Annotated in this window: 18 protein-coding genes and 1 tRNA gene; 6 read left to right on the forward strand and 13 right to left on the reverse strand. The window is 68.7% G+C overall.

Annotated elements, in window-relative coordinates; translation table 11 throughout:
- Positions 1-172: 172 nt before the first annotated feature.
- Positions 173-1,831, reverse strand: a complete 1,659-nt coding sequence (locus tag FHX80_RS08400; RefSeq protein WP_145763625.1) for a beta-N-acetylhexosaminidase — start codon at positions 1,829-1,831, stop codon at positions 173-175.
- Positions 1,832-2,161: 330 nt separating this feature from the next.
- Here FHX80_RS08400 and FHX80_RS08405 point away from each other — a divergent pair, with 330 nt between their 5' ends.
- Positions 2,162-2,437, forward strand: a complete 276-nt coding sequence (locus tag FHX80_RS08405) for a hypothetical protein (protein ID WP_145763626.1) — start codon at positions 2,162-2,164, stop codon at positions 2,435-2,437.
- Between the two features lie 66 nt (positions 2,438-2,503).
- Positions 2,504-4,333 carry a glutamine--fructose-6-phosphate transaminase (isomerizing) gene (glmS, locus tag FHX80_RS08410; RefSeq protein ID WP_145763627.1) on the forward strand — a complete coding sequence of 610 codons (1,830 nt, stop codon included), beginning with the start codon at positions 2,504-2,506 and terminating at the stop codon, positions 4,331-4,333.
- A 155-nt stretch (positions 4,334-4,488) separates the two neighbouring features.
- On the opposite strand, the gene FHX80_RS08415 is transcribed toward glmS, so the two are convergent.
- Together FHX80_RS08415 and FHX80_RS08420 are read right to left on the reverse strand one after the other, a co-directional pair.
- Complete coding sequence (locus tag FHX80_RS08415; protein ID WP_145763628.1) at positions 4,489-5,061, reverse strand: acetate uptake transporter; 573 nt, start codon at positions 5,059-5,061, stop codon at positions 4,489-4,491.
- A gap of 220 nt (positions 5,062-5,281) precedes the next feature.
- Complete coding sequence (locus tag FHX80_RS08420) at positions 5,282-5,803, reverse strand: universal stress protein (protein WP_145763629.1); 522 nt, start codon at positions 5,801-5,803, stop codon at positions 5,282-5,284.
- Positions 5,804-6,879: 1,076 nt separating this feature from the next.
- Here FHX80_RS08420 and FHX80_RS08425 point away from each other — a divergent pair.
- The 4 genes from FHX80_RS08425 to FHX80_RS08440 all read left to right on the forward strand — a co-directional run bounded on the left by FHX80_RS08425 (position 6,880) and on the right by FHX80_RS08440 (position 9,724).
- On the forward strand, positions 6,880-8,115 hold the full coding sequence (locus FHX80_RS08425; RefSeq protein WP_145763630.1) for a helix-turn-helix domain-containing protein: 1,236 nt from the start codon (positions 6,880-6,882) through the stop codon (positions 8,113-8,115).
- A gap of 10 nt (positions 8,116-8,125) precedes the next feature.
- A complete protein-coding gene (gene orn, locus FHX80_RS08430; protein ID WP_123471525.1) occupies positions 8,126-8,728 on the forward strand; it encodes an oligoribonuclease in 603 nt (200 codons plus the stop codon).
- A gap of 127 nt (positions 8,729-8,855) precedes the next feature.
- Positions 8,856-8,928 (forward strand) — tRNA-His (locus FHX80_RS08435).
- A gap of 217 nt (positions 8,929-9,145) precedes the next feature.
- Complete coding sequence (locus tag FHX80_RS08440) at positions 9,146-9,724, forward strand: hypothetical protein (protein WP_145763631.1); 579 nt, start codon at positions 9,146-9,148, stop codon at positions 9,722-9,724.
- Between the two features lie 614 nt (positions 9,725-10,338).
- Here FHX80_RS08440 and FHX80_RS08445 read toward each other — a convergent pair.
- The 10 genes from FHX80_RS08445 to FHX80_RS35110 all read right to left on the reverse strand — a co-directional run bounded on the left by FHX80_RS08445 (position 10,339) and on the right by FHX80_RS35110 (position 19,505).
- The gene (locus tag FHX80_RS08445; RefSeq protein WP_145763632.1) at positions 10,339-11,109 is read right to left on the reverse strand and encodes an SDR family NAD(P)-dependent oxidoreductase; all 771 of its coding nucleotides are present in this window, start codon (positions 11,107-11,109) and stop codon (positions 10,339-10,341) included.
- A gap of 101 nt (positions 11,110-11,210) precedes the next feature.
- Positions 11,211-11,753, reverse strand: a complete 543-nt coding sequence (locus FHX80_RS08450; RefSeq protein ID WP_208764603.1) for a flavin reductase family protein — start codon at positions 11,751-11,753, stop codon at positions 11,211-11,213.
- 5 nt (positions 11,754-11,758) lie between these two features.
- Entirely contained in the window at positions 11,759-12,691 is a 933-nt protein-coding gene (locus FHX80_RS08455; protein WP_145763633.1) for an SDR family NAD(P)-dependent oxidoreductase, read from the reverse strand.
- A 70-nt stretch (positions 12,692-12,761) separates the two neighbouring features.
- On the reverse strand, positions 12,762-13,532 hold the full coding sequence (locus FHX80_RS08460; protein ID WP_244318170.1) for an SDR family NAD(P)-dependent oxidoreductase: 771 nt from the start codon (positions 13,530-13,532) through the stop codon (positions 12,762-12,764).
- A gap of 141 nt (positions 13,533-13,673) precedes the next feature.
- On the reverse strand, positions 13,674-14,633 hold the full coding sequence (locus FHX80_RS08465; RefSeq protein ID WP_145763634.1) for an isocitrate lyase/PEP mutase family protein: 960 nt from the start codon (positions 14,631-14,633) through the stop codon (positions 13,674-13,676).
- The gene (locus FHX80_RS08470) at positions 14,630-15,157 is read right to left on the reverse strand and encodes a cupin domain-containing protein (protein WP_145763635.1); all 528 of its coding nucleotides are present in this window, start codon (positions 15,155-15,157) and stop codon (positions 14,630-14,632) included. Before FHX80_RS08470 ends, FHX80_RS08465 begins: the two co-directional genes overlap by 4 nt.
- 74 nt (positions 15,158-15,231) lie before the next feature.
- Positions 15,232-16,416 carry an LLM class flavin-dependent oxidoreductase gene (locus FHX80_RS08475; RefSeq protein ID WP_145763636.1) on the reverse strand — a complete coding sequence of 395 codons (1,185 nt, stop codon included), beginning with the start codon at positions 16,414-16,416 and terminating at the stop codon, positions 15,232-15,234.
- A gap of 303 nt (positions 16,417-16,719) precedes the next feature.
- Positions 16,720-17,244 carry a flavin reductase family protein gene (locus tag FHX80_RS08480; RefSeq protein ID WP_145763637.1) on the reverse strand — a complete coding sequence of 175 codons (525 nt, stop codon included), beginning with the start codon at positions 17,242-17,244 and terminating at the stop codon, positions 16,720-16,722.
- Between the two features lie 832 nt (positions 17,245-18,076).
- Positions 18,077-18,556, reverse strand: coding sequence for a riboflavin kinase (locus FHX80_RS08485; protein WP_208764604.1), 480 nt, complete (start codon positions 18,554-18,556; stop codon positions 18,077-18,079).
- A gap of 52 nt (positions 18,557-18,608) precedes the next feature.
- On the reverse strand, positions 18,609-19,505 hold the full coding sequence (locus tag FHX80_RS35110; protein ID WP_145763639.1) for an isocitrate lyase/PEP mutase family protein: 897 nt from the start codon (positions 19,503-19,505) through the stop codon (positions 18,609-18,611).
- Positions 19,506-19,551: the final 46 nt, after the last annotated feature.

Raw genomic sequence — 19,551 nt, forward strand, 5'->3', positions numbered from 1 at the left:
GTCCGCGGCCGTGCTCCCACACACCGAGGACCGCCGAGCCCGGCCACCTCAAGCCCGTCCGGCGATCGAGGACAGCGCCCCGAGCCCGTCCGGCGATCGAGGACAGCGCCCCGAGCCCGTCCGGCGATCGAGGACAAGCCCCCGACCGCCGGACGGACCCGTCATCCGAACCTCAGCCCGCCGCAGCCGGCTCCGCCGGCCACGGCACCTGCGGCGACCGGTAGTAGTCGATCCCCATCGCCGTGAACCGCGGCCCGAGCGCCGCCAGCCGCAGCTTGTACGTGTCCCAGTCGTGCGTCGCCGCCGGGGACCAGCCCAGCTCCGCCGCCCCGGGCAGCCGCGGGAACGCCATCGCGTCGATGTCGTCGCTGTCCGTCAGCGTCTCCGCCCAGATCGGTGCCTCGACACCCAGGACCGCGTCCGCCGGGGCGCCGGAGAGATACGTCCCCGGGTCCCAGTCGTACGAGCGCTGGACCTCGACCAGACCGGCCCACTTCAGACCCAGTTCGGTCTTGGCCGTGTACTTCATGTCCAGGTACACCCGGTCGGCCGGCGACAGCACCAGCTTGGTGCCGTTCTTCGCGGCGTCCACCACCTGCTGCCGGTCCGCGGCGCTCGTCTTGTCGTAGCCCCAGTACTGGGCGACCGCGCCCTTGACCGGCTCGGCCCCGGTGAGCTGGTGCCAGCCCATCACGGTCTTGCCGTACTTGCCGACGACGGCCTGCGCCCGCTTCATGATCCTGGCGTAGTCGTCGTGGCTGGTGGAGTGCGCCTCGTCACCGCCGATGTGGATGTACTTTCCGGGGGTCAGCGCGGCCAGTTCGCGGATGACGTCGTCGATGAAGGTGTACGTGACGTCCTTGCCCGCGCACAGCGAGCTGAACCCGACCTCGATGCCGGTGTAGAGCGGCGGCGCGACGCCGTCGCAGTTCAGCTCGGCGTACGAGGCGAGGGCGGCGTTGGTGTGGCTGGGCATGTCGATCTCCGGCACCACCTCCAGGTAGCGGGAGGCCGCGTACTTCACGATCTCCTTGTACTGGCTCTTGGTGTAGTACCCGCCGGCCCCGCCGCCCACCTCCGTCGAGCCGCCGTACGTGGCCAGCTTCGGCCAGGAGTCGATGGCGATCCGCCAGCCCTGGTCGTCGGAGAGGTGCAGATGGAACGTGTTGATCTTGTAGAGCGCGATCTGATCGATGTAGCGCTTGACCTCGGCGACCGAGAAGAAGTGCCGCGAGACATCGAGCATCGCGCCCCGGTAGCCGTAGCGCGGCGCGTCGGTCAGGCTGCCGCCCGCGACCTTCCACGGCCCCTTCTGGCGGCTGTCCGCCTCGACCTGGGCCGGCAGCAGCTGACGCAGCGTCTGAACGCCGTGGAAGAGCCCTGCCGGCTTGCGGGCGGTGATGGTGACGGCACCGTGCCCGGACGTCAGGGTGTACCCCTCCGCGCCCAGCGCGCTGTCGCGGGAGCCGAGCCGGAGCCGGATGCCGTCGGCGCCGTCCTTGCCGGTGACCCGCAGGGAGTACCCGGTGGAGGGGCGCAGCACGCCCGCCAGGTACTCGCCGACCTTGCGGGCCTCGCCGGACGAGCCGTCGACCCGGATTCTGGTGGCACCGGTGATGGAGTACGGGGAGCCACCCGGTCTCACCGAGACGGGGGCCGGCACGACCTGGCCGAGCGGCCGGGTCGCCCGGACTGCGGAGGCGCTGCCCTCCGCGGAGGCCGTGGCCGCGCACGCGGTGGAGATGCCGGCCGCCGTGACGAGAAGCAGCGAGCCGAGAAGGCGGGGTAGAGCACGGGGAAGAGCACTGCGCTGCGCCGTATGCAGTCTCACAAGCCGGGTCCCTTTCTACGGGTTCACATCTGCGGATCTCCTGCACCAACCGGACCGTCGCCATGCGTACCGCTTACCCAATGGATGGTCAAGGTGTAGACCACTTCCCCGTATTGACCGTGCGGGAACGTGGCCGACGGTCCGGGGTCCTTGGCCGAATTCATCCCGGCGGCCCCGTCGGGCTCGCGGCCCGGCGGACGTCATGACGAACCGCCTCGGAGGAGCCTCGAAGCACCCGCGGACCACAGAGACAGGGCCACTCGGCGCTACTCCTGCCCGATATCGGGCAGAATTGTTGCGCTGGAGCCTCTTCCGCCGCAGTATCGACGAGTGCTCGAACGTCGCTCGTCGTACGACGACCTCATTGATCACCTGGTCCGCAGCACCGCGCTCCAGCGCGGCGAGGCCTCCCGGGTGATCCTCGATGTGCTGGCGTACTTCGACGAGACGGCCGAGGAGTTCGTCCGCCGCCGCCACCGCGAACTGCAGTCCGGCGGCCTGGTCAACGCGGAGATCTTCGAGCGGATCGCGGCGGAACTGCCGCACCGGGCGGTCGCACCGCCGGAGCTCTCGCTCCGGCAGCTGCGCCGCATCGTCTACGGCTGAGACCGGTCGACGGCCGGGCACCCACTTACTTGTACGTCGATGGATTGACGGAGGGGCAGAGACTCTATGTGCGGAATCGTCGGCTATATCGGCAAGCGTGACGTGGCTCCGCTGCTGCTGGAAGGGCTGCAGCGGCTGGAGTACCGGGGTTACGACTCCGCGGGCATCGTGATCACCGGAAAGCCGGCGGCCGGCAAGCCCGCCGCGCTGAAGATGGTCAAGGCCAAGGGCCGGGTCCGCGAGCTGGAGGCCCGGGTCCCCAAGCGGTTCACCGGCACCACCGGCATCGCCCACACCCGCTGGGCCACCCACGGTGCCCCGAGCGACGAGAACGCCCACCCGCACCTGGATGCCGGCAACAAGGTCGCCGTCGTCCACAACGGGATCATCGACAACGCCTCCGAGCTGCGCGCCAGGCTCGTCGCCGACGGCGTCGTCTTCCTCTCCGAGACCGACACCGAGGTGCTGGTCCACCTGATCGCCCGCTCGGATGCGGACACCCTGGAGGAGAAGGTCCGCGAGGCGCTGCGCTCGATCGAGGGCACGTACGGCATCGCCGTGATGCACGCCGACTTCAACGACCGCATCGTCGTGGCCCGCAACGGCTCCCCGGTCGTCCTCGGCATCGGCGAGAAGGAGATGTTCGTCGCCTCGGACGTCGCGGCCCTGGTCGCCCACACCCGTCAGGTCGTCACCCTCGACGACGGCGAGATGGCCACCCTCAAGGCCGACGACTTCCGTACGTACACGACGGAGGGCTCGACCACGACGGCCACGCCGACCACCGTGGAGTGGGAGGCCGAGTCGTACGACATGGGCGGCCACGACACGTACATGCACAAGGAGATCTCGGAGCAGGCCGAAGCCGTCGACCGGGTGCTGCGCGGCCGGATCGACGACCGGTTCGCCACCGTCCACCTGGGCGGCCTCAACCTGGACGCCCGCGAGGCGCGCGGGGTCCGCCGGATCAAGATCCTGGGCTGCGGCACCTCGTACCACGCGGGTCAGATCGGCGCCCAGCTGATCGAGGAGCTCGCCCGCATCCCCGCGGACGCCGAGCCCGCGTCCGAGTTCCGCTACCGCAACCCGGTGGTGGACCCCGACACGCTGTATGTCGCGGTCTCCCAGTCCGGTGAGACGTACGACGTGCTGGCCGCCGTCCAGGAGCTGAAGCGCAAGGGCGCGCGGGTGCTCGGTGTGGTCAACGTGGTCGGTTCCGCGATCGCCCGGGAGGCCGACGGCGGTACGTATGTGCACGCCGGGCCCGAGGTGTGTGTCGTCTCCACCAAGTGCTTCACCAACACCGTCGTCGCGTTCGCGCTGCTCGCCCTGCACCTGGGCCGGATCCGGGACCTGTCGGTCGCCGACGGCAAGCGGATCATCGCGGGGCTGCGCAGGCTGCCCGCCCAGATCAGCGAGATCCTCGACAACGAGGACGAGATCAAGAAGCTGGCCGCGGAGTACGCGGACGCCAAGTCGATGATGTTCATCGGCCGGGTGCGCGGCTACCCCGTCGCCCGGGAGGCCTCGCTGAAGCTCAAGGAGGTCTCGTACATCCACGCCGAGGCCTACCCGGCCTCCGAGCTGAAGCACGGGCCGCTCGCGCTGATCGAGCCCGCGATGCCGACCGTCGCGATCGTGCCGGACGACGACCTGCTGGAGAAGAACCGCGCCGCGATGGAGGAGATCAAGGCCCGCAGCGGCCGCATCCTCGCCGTCGCGCACCAGGTGCAGGAGAAGGCCGACCACACCATCGTCGTACCGAAGAACGAGAACGAGCTGGACCCGATCCTGCTGGGCATCCCGCTCCAGCTCTTCGCGTACCACACGGCGCTGGCGATGGGCCGGGACATCGACAAGCCGCGCAACCTGGCGAAGTCCGTCACCGTCGAGTAGCCACGCCCGTAACCGGCGGAAGGCGGCCCCGCACCCACGTGACGTGGGTGCGGGGCCGCCTTCCTGTGTGGCCACCTTCCCGTGCGGGCCGCCTTCCCGTGCGGGCCGGTGTCGCCGGGAGCGGCCCGTCCGCTGCTTCTGAGGCGGTCAGCCTCTCAGCCGGTGGCCGTCGCTCCTCGGCCGGCAGCGCGCCTCGGCACCGTTGTCGGCCAGTGGGCCAGCGCCGCCGTCGCGCCGTACCAGGCCGCCAGCCCGGCCAGGGCGGCCAGCCAGCCGCCCGCCTTGGTCAGGAAGCCGCTGTCCGCGAACTGCCCGATGCCCAGGAGCAGAAGCGCCACGAACAGCAGCCCGTACGTCCCCTGGCCCAGCAGACCGCGGCCGGCCGCGCCGAGTGTCAGCGTGAGTGCGAACAGGGCCCAGAGCAGCAGGAACAGCCCTGCCGCGTGGTCGGAGACCCTGGCGTCGGCTCCGGCGCCCCAGGTGAACCAGAAGGCGCCGAGTCCGGCGAAGGCCGTGCCGGTGAATCCGTTGCCCGCGCGGAACTCCAGAAGTCCGGCGACGAACAGGGCGATACCGCCGACATACAGCGCGAGCGAGACGGCGTCGGCCGCCGTCACCCCGCCCACGGCCCCGGTATGACCGATCCCGAATGCCAACAGCGTGAGCCCCAGGGCGAGATGGCCGAGGGTGGAGGTACTGGTGTTTCCCGCAGAGACGTCGTTGTCCACGGCGGGCTCCCTTCACATGCAGTCGTGCCGTTTCCGAGTGACTCTTATGTACCCTTCACAAGCGCACAATCCACCTCTACGGATCGGTAGCTTCTTTCATCCCGCTGTTTCTGTAGTCGAGTTGACGCCACCGGGATCCGGGCGGCCGAAACGAAACCGCCCGCCCCCGGAAGGTCCGGAAGACGGGCGGAAACGACTCGAACGAGTACGGAGGAACGGGCTACGGGATGACGACGACCGGACGTTGGGCGCGCCGGGCCAGCCGACCCGCAACCGAGCCGAAGATCCGGCCGACGATCCCCTGCGTGGAGCCCACCACGATCGCGTCGGCCGAGTACTCCCGGCCGACCTCCTCCAGCTCGTGGCAGATGTCCCCGCCGCGCTCGACGAGCACCCATGGCACCTCGGTGAGGTAGTCCGCGCAGGCGAGCTCCAGGCCGAGGACCTCGGTGCGGTGATCGGGCACATCGACGAAGACGGGCGGTTCGCAGCCTGCCCAGACGGTGGTCGGCAACCGATTGGCGACATGCACGATGATCAGGCCGGAACCCGATCTTCGGGCCATGCCGATGGCGTAGGCGAGGGCTCGCTCACTGGAGGTCGAGCCGTCGAAGCCGACGACGACCCCGTGCCGGAACGCGGGATCGCAGGAATGACGTGTTTCTTCGGCCGCCTGGGGGCCCGACTCGGGGTCGGCTACCTGCCTGCGGTCCGCGGGTTCGGGGATTTCGTGACCGGCCATCGGTGTCTCGGCGAAGAGAGTCCTCGTGAGGAGAGCGGCTTGGAGGAGCTGCGTCAGTGGGCGGTGTGGCGGTGTCCTGGAATCATCTTCCCAACCCCATACCCCCAAGGGTACGGCGCCACTCCTCCACGACCCAGACCCGCGCAAAGCGCGCGCGACGTTTCACGGAGCATGCCCGAGACCGCCCCCGTATGGCAATGCCGGTTGCCTTGTACACCGACGTCACGGAAGCCGGACCGCCGCGATCGGCGACCGCCCCGGAGGCCGCCCCCAGCCGGATGATCTCACCGCCGCACACCGTTCACGGGTCCCGTTCACCGGGTGCCGTTCACCGGCCGCGTCCGGGCCCCGTCCGCGGGTCCCCAGACCGTGCGGTACCGACCGCGGTGCCGCCGTTCGACTCCCGGGGCGGCTCCTCGCCCGCCCCCGTTCCACCCGCCCATCCGGAACCCGCCGCACGGCCGGCCGCCGACATGACCCGCGGCCGGTGGCCGGTCACCGGCCGGCCCCGGTCCCCCTCCTCGCCCACGGCGGCTCCGCCGGCGCAGTCGCGGCCGCCGCAACCGGCCCGCCCACGCCCGCCGTGACCTGCCGGATGCCGCCGCACCGGTCCGCGCGCACCGCCGCCCCAGCGGCCGAAGGGGCGCGTGGAAGCGGCGGATCCTTCCGAGGCGTGCGCCGGTTGAACGAATGATTTCCGCACACGCGACCGTATGTTTTCAGCCAACTTCACTCCTCGGTCAATTCCTTGTCGAATTGGCCGATCAACCCCCTTGCCAGCAGGCAGGAAGAGACCGAGCGGTACGCTTCCACCCAACAGGGACGGGCCATGAACGCGAGGCGCACTTCCCTGCGCGACTCACGAGTGAAACGCTTCGTGATCGAATGCTTCCCGCCAGGTTGCCTTGTCGACATAAAGCCGGTTGGTGAACTTGTCACGACGGCACCACGGGACGCAGTAGATTCGATCTTGGGTGTCGAAGGCTGGGGACTCGTGCACGACCGAGGGGACATGTGCAGGTGCGACAGGCCCGTAAGGACCAGGAAGACGCGAACACCGAGGGGGGCTTAGCGTCATGAGCCAGGACTCCGCCATCGCAACGGAGGCTGTACGGAAGCTGAGCGGGCGCCGGCGCCGGGAGGTCGTGGCCGTACTGCTGTTCAGCGGTGGCCCCATCTTCGAGAGCTCCATTCCGCTCTCCGTGTTCGGTATCGACCGCCAGGACGCGGGAGTTCCGCGCTACCGGCTTCTCGTGTGCAGCGGCGAAGAGGGACCGCTGCGCACCACCGGGGGGCTCGAACTCACCGCGCCCTACGGGCTGGAGGCGATCAGCAGGGCCGGCACCGTCGTGGTGCCCGCCTGGCGCTCGATCACCTCGCCACCGCCCGTGGAGGCACTGGACGCGCTGCGCCGCGCCCACGAGGAGGGGGCCAGAATCGTCGGGCTCTGCACGGGGGCCTTCGTCCTCGCCGCAGCCGGCCTGCTCGACGGCCGCCCGGCGACCACACACTGGATGTACGCGCCGACGCTGGCCAAGCGCTATCCGTCGGTCCACGTCGATCCGCGCGAGCTGTTCGTCGACGACGGTGACGTGCTCACCTCCGCGGGCACAGCGGCCGGCATCGACCTCTGTCTGCACATAGTGCGCTCGGACCACGGCACGGAGGCCGCCGGGGCACTCGCCCGCCGGCTCGTCGTGCCGCCGCGGCGCAGCGGCGGCCAGGAGCGCTACCTCGACAGGTCTTTACCTGAGGAGATCGGCTCCGACCCGCTCGCCGAGGTCGTGGCCTGGGCACTGGAGCATCTGCACGAGCAGTTCGACGTGGAGACGCTCGCCGCGCGCGCCTACATGAGCCGGCGGACCTTCGACCGGAGGTTCCGTTCGCTCACCGGCAGCGCACCGCTCCAGTGGCTGATCACTCAGCGGGTGCTGCAGGCGCAGCGGCTGCTGGAGACGTCCGACTACTCGGTCGACGAGGTCGCGGGCCGTTGCGGCTTCCGCTCGCCGGTCGCGCTGCGCGGACACTTCCGGCGTCAGCTGGGCTCCTCCCCCGCCGCGTACCGGGCCGCCTACCGGGCGCGTCGTCCGCAGGGCGGTCCTCCCGAGCCGGTCACCACGGTCACCGAGCCGGTGGTGCCCGCACAGGCCACCTCAGCGAGCCGTCGTCCCGCTCCGGCGGGGGCTCCCGCGGGTCCGTCCACCGCTGCCCCGGCAGCACCGGACGCGGCACGCGGCGAACACGGCAGAGCGGGCTCCGACGCGTACGCCGCGGGGCGCCCGGCCCTGCCGGGGCAGCGGAGCGCCCCGTAGGGTGGGGCGCATGAACGACCGCATGGTGTGGATCGACTGCGAGATGACCGGGCTCTCGTTGACGGAAGACGCACTCATCGAGGTGGCCGCACTGGTCACCGACTCGGAGTTGAACGTGCTCGGCGACGGGGTGGACATCGTGATCCGCCCGCCGGACGCGGCCCTGGAGACCATGCCCGAGGTGGTGCGGCAGATGCACACCGCCTCGGGCCTGCTCGACGAGCTGGCCGGGGGCACCACCCTGGCCGACGCCGAGGAGAGGGTCCTGGCCTATGTGCGCGAGCACGTGAAGGAGCCCGGCAAGGCCCCGCTCTGCGGGAACACGGTCGGTACCGACCGCGGGTTCCTGCTGCGGGACATGCCGTCGCTGGAGGGTTACCTCCACTACCGGATCGTCGATGTCTCCTCGGTGAAGGAGCTGGCCCGCCGCTGGTTCCCGAGGGCGTATTTCAACAGTCCCGAAAAGAATGGCAACCACCGGGCACTCGCGGACATCCGTGACTCCATCACGGAGCTGCGTTACTACCGCGAGGCGGTCTTCGTCCCCCAGCCGGGACCGGACTCGGAACGCGCGAAGTCGATCGCGGCGCGGCTGACCCCGCCCTCGGTCTAGTACTCCGGGAAGCCGCTGGTCACGGCCCTCCCGGGGGCCGGGACCCGCGGTTGAACAATGGAGGCGCGAGCACCCTCCAAGACCCTGTACACTTTTTCTCGGCCGGTCAGAAAAAAGACCGGGCGTGGTGGGTATAGCTCAGACGGTAGAGCACCTGGTTGTGGTCCAGGATGTCGCGGGTTCGAGTCCCGTTACTCACCCTCTTCTGGGAAGCCCCTGACCTGCGGAAACGCAGGTCAGGGGCTTCTTCGTTCTCGGGCTGGCCAAACCACGGCCAAACGCGGCCGGATTTTCGACCTAACGTGCGCCCATGGCAACGATCAGGAAGCGAGTCCGCAAGGACGAACGGCGAGTTACCAGGTCCGCTGGCTCCAGGGAGGGCGCGGCGGCACATGGGAAGCCGAAAGGTTTGAGGACGTGGAGCAGGCCGACGCGTTCAAGAAGCTCGTCGACGCCCACAAGCAGCAGTGGCCCTTTGGGTGGGTTCCAGGCCAGGGCTTCGTCGAGCCCGAACGGGATCCTGACGACGCGCCCCTGACCGACTGGGCTCGGCGCTACGTCGACCGCCTCACCGGTATCGACCCGCGGACCCGGGATGATTACCGGCGCGAGGTTGATCGCCACATCTCCCTCATGGTGCACACCACCCGATCGGGACAGGTGATGCCGGCCACCATCGCTAATATCACCGCCGACGATGTTCAGGACTGGGTTCGACTTCAGGAAGCGGGCGAGCACGACCCGAAAGTAGGGCGGTGGGTCCGTCGACCGGCCTCGCCGAAGTCCACAGCCAACCGACACGGGTTGCTGTGGTGCATCGTGCAGGCGGCGATCGACGCCGATCCCCCACTGCGCACCAAGAACTGCTGCGCGAACACCCGCCTTCCACGTGTCGATGACGGGACGTCCGAGGAGATGGTCTTCCTGGAACAGGAGGAGTACCAGCTCCTCCGCAGGCACATCCCCGACGCTGCAGCGCGAGACCTCGCCGACTAGTTGATCGGTACCGGCATGCGGTGGGGAGAGGCTACGGCCCTTCAATCTGCTCGGTGAGCTCGACGTCCCGACGACGCCGCTCACAGGGCTCCTTCCCGGCCCGGCGCCGGCGGTAGTAGGTGGAGGAGGCGATGGAGAGTTCCCGAAGTACGCACTCGACTCCCAGGTGCGGATGCTCGTCGAGGAGCGCGGTTACCTGGGCCGGGTCGGGTCGAGTTGCGCCGCGAAAAACGCCGAGGCCGTCCGCAGCACGTCGTTCGCCCGCTTGAGCTGGGCGTTCTCCTTGCGCAGGGCCACCAGCTCGGCGTGTTCGTCTCCGGTTCGTTGTGGCCGCCGTTAGGAACAGTTCGCATATCTCAGTCCTCCTCCTGTCCCACTGGAACCCAGGTGGAAGCGCCTGAACGATCTACTGCGGACCACGCGGCAACTGTCTCAGAAGAAGACACATGCGCACGGAGCTGCCGCTGGACGCGCTGGAGATGGCCCTGCGGCGGCAGAGGATCAAGAAGGACGCCGATCTTATTCACCACAGCGACCGCGGGTCGCAAGGTGGATTCAACCGGTCGTCGCAACACCTGATCATGGAGGTGTGGCCGAGCGGTCCTCGGGCCGCCCTACTCGGCCCCGAGGATGTCCTGGTTGATCGCACCCTTGCCGCCGTCGACCACGAGGTCGACGCCGTTGATGTAGCTGGCCTTGTCGGAGGCGAGGAAGACGACGGCCTCGGAGACCTCGCTCGAGTCCGCGAACCGCTTCGCCGGGATGTGCTTCGACACGGACGCGATCGCCTCTTCGGACAGCGACGCCCGGGTCAGGGGCGTCATGATGGCGCCCGGCATGACGGCGTTGACCCGGATGTCGTGCTTGCCGAACTCGAAGGCCGCCTGCTTGGTGAAGCCTCGGATGGCGAACTTGGACGCGGAGTACGCAGGGTTCACCGTCGTGTCGTAGCGCATGCCGGCCAGGGACGAGATGTTGACGATGGAGCCCTTGCCGTTCTCGACCATGGTGGGCAGCACCGCCTGCATGCCGAAGAAGGTCCCGGCCAGGTTGACGTCCATGATGCTGCGGTAGAGGTCCTCGCCGACCTCCAGGAGGCCGACGATCGGGCCGGCGATCCCGGCGTTGTTGACCAGGACGTCGACGGTGCCGAACGCCGCCTTCGTCTGCTGGACCGCCGCCTCCCAGCTGCTCGTGTCGGTGACGTCGAGCTCGACGAAGAGGGCGTCACCGCCCAGCTCGTCCGCGAGCTTGTTGCCGCTCGCGACGTCCAGGTCGGCGACGACGACCTTCGCGCCCTCCTCGACGAACTTCCTGACGTGGGCCTCGCCCATTCCCTTCGCACCGCCGGTGATGATGGCGACCTTGCCGTCCAGGATGCCCATGGCTCTCCTCCTTCTGTCTGCCGTGCGCCGTCGCACGGTCGTCGGGGCGTGCTGACGGGACGTGCTTGCCGGTCCCGCTCCGTACCGTCAGGGCGGGGGCGTCACGACGCCTGCTCGTGCGCGACGAGTTCGCGGAACCGCGCGCCGTGCCACACCAGGGGCTCGTTCTCGCCGACCCCGAGCTTGTTGACCTCGAGCAGCGCCATCCAGTGGTCACCGGCCTCGGTGACGTGGTGGATCGAGCACTCGAGCCACAGCGCCGCGTCCTCGAGGAAGACGGCACCTCCGGCCCCGACCTCGACCGGGACCTCGTCGAAGCGTGCCGCACGGTCCTTGCCGGCCAGCTTGCGGGTCAGGTCGCCCTGCCCCTTGCCGAAGACGGAGACGCCGAGCGTGCCCGCCTCCTTGATCCGGTCCCAGGTCTCGGACGACTTCTGCACCGCGACCGCGCCGAGGCACGGCTCCAGGGAGACGCCGACCATGAACGAGGACGCCACGAGCGCGTGCTTCTCGCCGTCGACGTCGGCCGCGAGCACGGCCACGCCCGACGGGAACTGTGCGAACGCGTCGCGCACGGCTCGAGGGTCCCCGACGATCTCGCGCACCTTGCTCACCGACCCGATCTCCTGCTCTATGACAGTCACCGGGCTCACACCCTTTCCACGTTCGCGGCGTCCTCGGGCAGTACCGAGTCCAGCTCGGGAGCGAGGTGCACCATCTGGTCGCGGAACGACTCGCTCGCGTTGTGGAACACGCGCATCTCGCCGTCCTTCGTCAGGGCCTCGGCCTGCTCGACCCACGCCTCGGGCGTGGCCGCCGCAGCATCGACGCGCTCCATGCCCGCGATGGCCACACGGCCCGCCGCGACACCCGCGATCTCGAACGTGTCGGCGTACGTCGTGGAGTCCTGGTGGGCGAGGTAGGTCACGAAGGCCGACACTGCCTCCGGCGGGACGTTCTCCTTCATGGCCTCCTGCACGACGGGGTTCGGGAACGCGTCCTGCGTCATCGGCGTCCAGGCCACGGGCATGAGCGTCGTGACCTGCACGCCGACCTCGCGCGCCTCGGCCGCGAGACCGATGCTCAGGCCCCACACCGCGGCCTTGGCGGCGGAGTAGGCCGAGTCGAGCGGCACACCCATGAGGCCGTTCGAGGAGATGTTGATCAGGCGACCCGTGCCCGAGGCGATGAGGTGCGGCATCGCGGCGCGTGACACCTCGACAACGCCCTTGACCGTGACGTCGAAGACGCGCCACCACGTGTCGCGGTCCATCTCCCAGAACGTGCCGAACGCGTTGATGCCGGCGTTGTTCACGACGACGTCGAGCTGGCCGTACGCGTCGATCGCGGTCTGCACGATGGCCTCCGCGCCGGTGACGACGTTGTTGATGTCGACCACGGCGGTACCGCCGTCAGCGATGATCTCGGCAACGACCGAGGCGGCGTTGTCCGCGTTGAGGTCATTCACGACGACGCGCGCGCCGCGCGAGGCGAGCATCTTGGCGTGCGCGCGACCCATGCCCTGGCCTGCGCCGGTGACGATCGCGACGCGGCCGCCGAAGTCGAGGTTCTGTGCAGTCATGTCCGTGCTTCTCCTGAGAAGTTCTGCTGTGTCTGTGCGGGGCCGCTCCGGCGGCCCCGGGGCGGGCCGTCTACTTGCCCGCGAGGTAGCCGCCGTCGACCGGCAGCGTCACGCCCGTGACCATCCGCGCATGGTCGGAGCAGAGCCACACGACGGCGTCCGCCTGGTCCTCCGGCTCGGCCAGCACTCCCATCGGGATGCCCGCCAGGATGCTGTTCCTGAACTCATCGCCGGGGTTCTGCTCGAAGGCGTTCATCATCATCGGGGTGGCCGTGGAGCCGGGGGCGAGTGCGTTGACCCGGATGCCCTTGGGCGCGTAGTCCATGGCGACGTTCCGGGTCATGCCGACCACGCCGAACTTGGCTGCGGTGTAGGGCGCGTTGTAGGCGATGCCGATCAACCCGGCGCCGGAGGCGGTGTTGACGATCGACCCGCCCCCGTTCTCCTCCATCGCGCGCACCTCGTGCTTCAGGCAGTAGAAGACGCTGTAGAGGCTGACCTTCATCACGCGGTCCCAGACCGCGCTGTCCATGTCGCCGATCGGCGCGAAGACCCCGTTGGTGCCCGCGTTGTTGAAGGCGAAGTCCAGCTTCCCGAAGGCGGACACCGTCGCGTCGACGAGCGCCTCGACCTGCGCCTCGTCGCTGACGTCGCAGCGCAGGAACGCCGCGGTGCCGCCCTCCTCCTCGATCTTCGCGACCGTCTCGGTACCGGCCGTCTCGTCGATGTCCGAGACCATCACAGAGGCTCCGGCCCGGGCCAGGGCGATCGCGGCCGCCTGCCCGATGCCAGACCCTGCGCCGGTCACCAGGCCGGCCTTGTCACTCATCGAGCTCGTCACGAATCAGACTCCCTTGTCAGATCGGCTGCGGCGACGCGAGGGCGCCGCCAGGGTCCGCCCGGCCGGGGGGTAGGGGTCCCGGCCGAGCGATCCGTGAGCTGCCGGAGCCGGTGCGGCCCCGGCAGCCCACGGGGTGGGTCGTCAGTACGTCTCTCCTGCGTGTGCGCTGCTCTCGTAGTCGCGCTGCGCGTCCTCCGGGAGGTACTTCTCCTCAATGCGACGCACCTCCTCGGAGGAGGGGCGGCCGAACATGGCGCCCCAGCCGATGTCGTACTTCGTCCCGGCGTCGCCGTTCACCTTCTGGAGGTACTCGGGGAAGCCCGTCGCCTCGCCGCTCTCGATGGCGTCGACCATGAAGTGGTAGACCTCGCGGACCCCGGGCAGGAAGACGGGCAGCGACTGCACCGCCTGCCTCATCGCCGTCATCTCGGCGACCGTCCTGGTCCCGATCATCGGGACGCCGACGACGTACGCGGGGCCAGGCGTCTCCTTGAGGGCGATCTCGGCCTGCTCCCACGTGTGGAAGCCCTCGTAGAAGATGACGTCCGCGCCGGTCTCGGCCTTGTAGAGCTGCGCGCGGCGGATCGCCTCCTCGAGGCCGCCGCCGGCCGCCCCGTACCCGTCGGTGCGCGCGACGATGACGAAGTCCTCGTCGAGCTTGTCACGCGCGTCGCACGCGGCGTTCAGTCGACCGATCGCCTCGACGTCGGAGACGAGCTCGACGCCAGCGACACCGCCCGACTTCTTCGGCTCGCGCTGGTCCTCGATGTGGATGCCCGCGACACCGGCGTCGATGAACTCGAGCACCGTGCGCTGCACGTTGAGGGGCGCACCGTAGCCGGTGTCGCCGTCGCAGTAGATCGGGATGTCGGCAGCGCGCGCCGTGCGGCGCGCGAGGTCGACGACCTCGGTCATGGTGAGCCAGCCGACGTCGGAGATGCCCTGCCACCAGGCCGACACCCCGCCGGAGAGCTGGAACGCGCCGAAGCCCGCGTGCTGCGCCATCTGGGCGTGGATCGGGACCGAGCCGAGCGGCAGCAGCTCGGTCTTCTCGCTCTCGAAGACCCCACGCAGCGCCTTGCCAGGAGAGCTCAGGCTCATGCTGCGGCCCCCTCGGCGGTGTTGAAGCCGACGGTGACGACGATGTAGACGCAGTCCTCGTCGTAGGGGTTCTTCCAGGCGTGGGGCACGCCGGCCATGACGAGCAGGTCGCCGGGCACGAGGGTGCGCTTCTTGCCGCCCGGGAGCACCAGGTCGACCTTGCCGGAGATGACGACCTCGTAGTCGATGGTGTCGCTGGCGTGCATCCCGGCGTCGCCGTCGTCCTCGGTCGCGGACATGCTCTCGTCGAGGGTCGAGGCGTCGACCTCGCCCGACGAGTGCGCCGGGAAGCTGCTGACGCCGAAGGTGGACCCGTTCGGCCCGGCCAGGGAGACCTTGGTGGGCGGCGCCCCGAAGGAGGTCTTGCTGTGGCCGCCCTCGACGGCCCAGTAGAAGGCGCCGGCGGACACGCCGGGGAAGTCGAACTCGGCGGCAGGGCCCGGGTCGAGGAAGTCTGCCTCGCCCGCCTCGTTCCGGCCGGCGACGACCAGGCGGAACCTCTTGGGGTCGGGGAACGTGCTCATGCCTCTGCGCTCCTTTGCGAAGGACGGGGAAGGGGGACCGGCCGGGCGCCTCGGCGCCCGGCCGGGGTGGGGTGTCAGGCGCGCAGGCCGATCTCCTGCATCAGGGGGAAGATCTGCTGGTCCATGCGGTCCAGGCCCTCGTCGTAATCGACCATCCCGGTGCAGATGCCCGTGATGCCGGCGTCGTAGAGCTTCTGCAGGCCCTCGGCGATCATCTCGGGGGTGCCGACCAGCGGGGTCAGGCCGGCGCGCAGGAAGATGCGGACGGACTCGTCCTGGCGGGGGTCGTTGCTCTGCTTGTAGACATCCCAGTCCATGCTGCGGGCGTCGCCCGTCATGCAGATCTGCTGGTAGCGCACGGCGCTCTCCCAGTCGCCCTTGTCCTCGACGTAACGGACGTAGTCCCAGGCTTCCTTCTCGGTGTCCTTGCACACGATGTGGACGCCCGCCCACAGGGCCAGGTCCTCGCGGCCGGCCGCGTCGGCGTTGGCGCGCAGCTTGCTCACGATCGGCTTCGCGGCGCCCACGTTCGGGATCTGCGCGAAGAGGATGTTGGCGTGGTTGAACGCGAACTGCTGGCCGGCCGGGCTGGCGCCCGCGCTCATCACCAGGGGGCCGGGGGTCTGGACCGGCTGGGGGTAGGACTGCGCGCCCTCCAGGTTGTAGTACTTGCCCTGGAAGTCGAACTCGTAGTCGTCGCCCTCGGTCTTCCACAGGCGCTCGACGACGGTCATCCACTCCTCGGCGACCTCGTAGCGCTCGTCGTGCGGGGGCAGGTCCACGCCGAACATCCGGAACTCCGGCTCGAAGTACCCGGCGGTCGCGTTCAGGCCGAAGCGGCCACCGCTGATGTGGTCGACCGTGGCGGCCATCTTGGCGGCCATCAGCGGGTGGAAGAACGGCACGTGACAGGTGGTGAAGATGCCGATGTTCTCCGTGGCCTCGGCCAGGCCGGCCGCCCAGGTGAACGTCTCGAACTGGCGGCCCCAGGGGCGGTCCGGGCCGGACAGGCCCTGCCAGCGGGCGATCGGGACGAACGCGTCGACGCCGTAGCGGTCGGCCTTCTGCGCGAGGCCCTTGATCTCATCCCAGTCGCCGAGCTTGATCATGTCGTCGGCGAAGCTCAGGCCGCCCTGACCGGTGGAGACGTTCGCGCCGAAGATCGCGACCTTGAACTTGTTCGGGCCGTCGAGGATCGGGCGCTTGTCGCGCTCGACGGTGTGGTCGAGCTTCGTCTCCGGGGGTGCGACAGCGGTCATCGTTCTCTCCACTTCGTCGTGGTGCGTCCTGGCAGGGAAGATGGGGCCGGCGGCCACGCCTGGCCCCTCTCAAAGCAGGAATGTAGGTGTTGTCCGGGGTCACAACGTCACGGTCAGGGACGCCATCAGGGCGGGAAAACGCGCCACTTGTCCGCGTACCCGTCTCTGAGTGGCTCTGGCAAGGGTTTGGTAGCTGAAGACCATCTCGGTGTCATGGTCGGCAGGTCCGCGCGGCAGGTCGCCAGGCCGTGCCACTGCGTCGTAGGGCGGTAACGACGTTCACAGGAAGAACAACCTCGCCGACTACTTGACGCCGACCGACTCCGCGTCGACGAGCTCCCGGAACTTCGCGCCGTGCCAAACGAGTGGCTCGTTCTCGCCGACGCCGAGCTGTTTCACCTCGAGCAGAGCCAACCAGTGGTCGCCCGCCTCGGAAACCTCGTGGATCGAGCACTCGAGCCACAGCGCTGCGTCGTCGATGTAGACGGCGCCCTCGTCGCGGACCTCGATCACAACCTGCTCAAAACGAGCGGCGCGGTCCTTGCTTGCGAGTTTACGGAGCAGATCGCCCTGGTCCTTACCGAATATCGATACGCCGAGTGAGTCGGCGTCCTTGATCGCCCCCCAGGTCTCGGACGACTTCTGCACCGCGACCGCGACGAGACACGGTTCGAGTGAAACGCCCACCATGAAAGACGACGCGACGAGCGCGTGCTTCTCGCCGCCGATGTCGACCGCGAGCACCGCCACACCGGACGGGAACTGCGCGAACGTGTGTCGCACGACCATCGGGTCGTCGCCGAATGCACACACCTTGGACTGGGTCATCAATTTTCCTCCTTTCGCGGGGCGCAAGCACGGATCCCACGGTCCGCCCCGTCGTCTGCCCGATCACGTCCATGTGACCGAGATGGGAACACTGCAAGGCTCTGGTCTGCCAGAGGTAAAAGAATTGCCGTTCCGGCTACCTGAATTCCGGACACGTTTGCCTTGTCTGCGGAATCTCGCTCTCCAACGCTGCCGCAAGAAAGACTATCTGTGCGCGGAGCGAATCACTTGCGCTGAATAGAGGGGCGAGGTCGCCAGCCTGCATGACGCTCGCAGCGTTGCCTGCGCACACTTCAGGCTGACTTCGGCGAGACCCGCTCCGGTGAAGACTGCAACCCGGCTACCAAAGCCGAGTTTTTCTGTCCAGCCATCGCGTGCACTTTTTCACGTTATGAACTATCGGTGTATTCGTTTATCGGTGAGATGTCCGCCATCAATTGACAGGGGCGCATCTCGCTTGCGCGGAAAACAGCCACATGACTGCATTCGCCCGATCTCCTGATTCAGGCAACACGCTAATTCCCGATCCCCGCCTGCTCGATCACGCCGCCGAACTCCTTCACCGTCACCCGCCTGTCGACCGTTCCCGGTCCTTGCACCCGACCCGAAAAACGTCGTCAGCTCGGCTTCGGCACGCCGACCGCACGATGCGGGGACGTCGGCGCGGAGCCCTCTGAATCTGCCGCGAAGAGGCAAGCGGACGTCATGCTTCGGCTGAGTCCGACTCGCCGTGCGAGCAGGCCGACGTCGATCCGTGCGCGCCCGGCGCGACGCTGCGCCTCCACAGCGGCCACAACGCGCAGAATCGCCCACCGAGGCGGCCGACGCCGGGTCATCGCGTGCCCGCTTCGAGCGAGATTGACGTCGCCCAGTTGCGGACATCCTCAACGTCTCTCGCCAACTGCCCCACAAGGTCCTCGACGTCACGAAACCGGCGTTGCGAGCGGAGCCGGTTCACGAGATGGACCGATATTTCCCGGTCGTACAGCTCGATCTCCACGTCGAGAAGATGGGCTTCGAGGAGTCGCTGGCCGTGGCGGCCGTAAAAGGTGGTTCTCCGTCCGATGGAGACCGCAGCAGGCCAGTGCCGGCCGTCATCCTCCGTGACAACTACGGCGGACCAGACACCGTCGAGGCGAGCGCTCATCGCCATGGTGAGGTTGGCGGTGGGAAAACCCAGCAGTCGTCCGCGGGCATCGCCATGTTGGACGACGCCGGTGACAACCTGGTCCTGTGACTGAACGCTTTCGATCGCGAACGGCCGGCTCGCTGTCAGGCGCCTGGTCGAGCTCTGCCGCGTTATCTGCCGCAATGGGATTCTCCTCGGTGCGGTCAAGGTCCACATCAGTTCACGAGCCGCGTCATCAGTAGTGCTCTTCGACGTGGGCGTGGTTGTCGTAGTCGCGCTGGGCGCTCTGCGGGAGGTACTTCTCCTCCGTCTCGCGCACGTAGTCGGTCGACGGGCGCCCGAACATGGCGCCCCAGCCGACGTCGTAATGCGTGCCGGCATCGGCACCCATGCGGTCGAGGTACGCGGCGAAAGGCGTGGCCTCGCCCGACTCCTTGACGTCGGCCAGCAGTCGCCACACCTCGTGGATGCCCGGCAGAACGAACGGAACAGGCTGGATCGCCTGCCCCAGCGCGGTCATCTCGGCGACGGTCCTACGGCCGATCATCCCCACGCTGACGGCGTATGCCGGTCCGGGCGTCTCCTTCAGCGCGAGCTCGGCCTGTTCCCACGTGTGCATGCCTTCGAAGAAGATGACGTCGGCGCCGGTCTCGGCCTTGTAGAGCTGCGCGCGGCGGATCGCCTCGTCGACGCCGCCGCCGGCGGCACCGTAGCCGTCGGTGCGGGCGACGATCACGAAATCCTCGTCGAGCTTGTCACGCGCGTCGCCCGCGGCGTTCAGCCGCCCGATCGCCTCGGCGTCGGACACGAGTTCGATGCCGGCGACACCACCCGACTTCTTCGGTTCGCGCTGGTCCTCGATGTGGATGCCGCCGACACCGGCGTTGATGAACTCGGCCACCGTGCGCTGCACATTGATCGGCGCGCCGAAACCGGTGTCGGCATCGCAGTAGATCGGGATGTCTGCAGCGCGCGCCGTGCGCTTCGCGTGATCGACCACCTCGGTCAGGGTGAGCCACCCCACATCCGAGATGCCCTGCCACCATGCCGACATCCCGCCCGAGAGCTGGAAGGCCCCGAAGCCCGCGTGCTGCGCCATCGCCGAGTGGATCGGCAGCGAACCGAACGGCACCAGCGCCGTCTCCTCGCTCTCGAAGACCGCGCGCAGCGCCTTGCCG

This window comes from Streptomyces brevispora, from assembly GCF_007829885.1.
Lineage (GTDB): Bacteria > Actinomycetota > Actinomycetes > Streptomycetales > Streptomycetaceae > Streptomyces > Streptomyces brevispora.

Coding starts and splice junctions, on each gene's coding strand:
- FHX80_RS08455 (WP_145763633.1), bottom strand. CDS start 12,691: ATGACTGCACAGAACCTCGACTTCGGCGGCCGCGTCGCGATCGTCACC.
- glmS (WP_145763627.1), top strand. CDS start 2,504: ATGTGCGGAATCGTCGGCTATATCGGCAAGCGTGACGTGGCTCCGCTG.
- FHX80_RS08475 (WP_145763636.1), bottom strand. CDS start 16,416: ATGACCGCTGTCGCACCCCCGGAGACGAAGCTCGACCACACCGTCGAG.
- FHX80_RS08465 (WP_145763634.1), bottom strand. CDS start 14,633: ATGAGCCTGAGCTCTCCTGGCAAGGCGCTGCGTGGGGTCTTCGAGAGC.
- FHX80_RS08470 (WP_145763635.1), bottom strand. CDS start 15,157: ATGAGCACGTTCCCCGACCCCAAGAGGTTCCGCCTGGTCGTCGCCGGC.
- orn (WP_123471525.1), top strand. CDS start 8,126: ATGAACGACCGCATGGTGTGGATCGACTGCGAGATGACCGGGCTCTCG.
- FHX80_RS08445 (WP_145763632.1), bottom strand. CDS start 11,109: ATGGGCATCCTGGACGGCAAGGTCGCCATCATCACCGGCGGTGCGAAG.
- FHX80_RS08420 (WP_145763629.1), bottom strand. CDS start 5,803: ATGGCCGGTCACGAAATCCCCGAACCCGCGGACCGCAGGCAGGTAGCC.
- FHX80_RS08425 (WP_145763630.1), top strand. CDS start 6,880: ATGAGCCAGGACTCCGCCATCGCAACGGAGGCTGTACGGAAGCTGAGC.
- FHX80_RS08480 (WP_145763637.1), bottom strand. CDS start 17,244: ATGACCCAGTCCAAGGTGTGTGCATTCGGCGACGACCCGATGGTCGTG.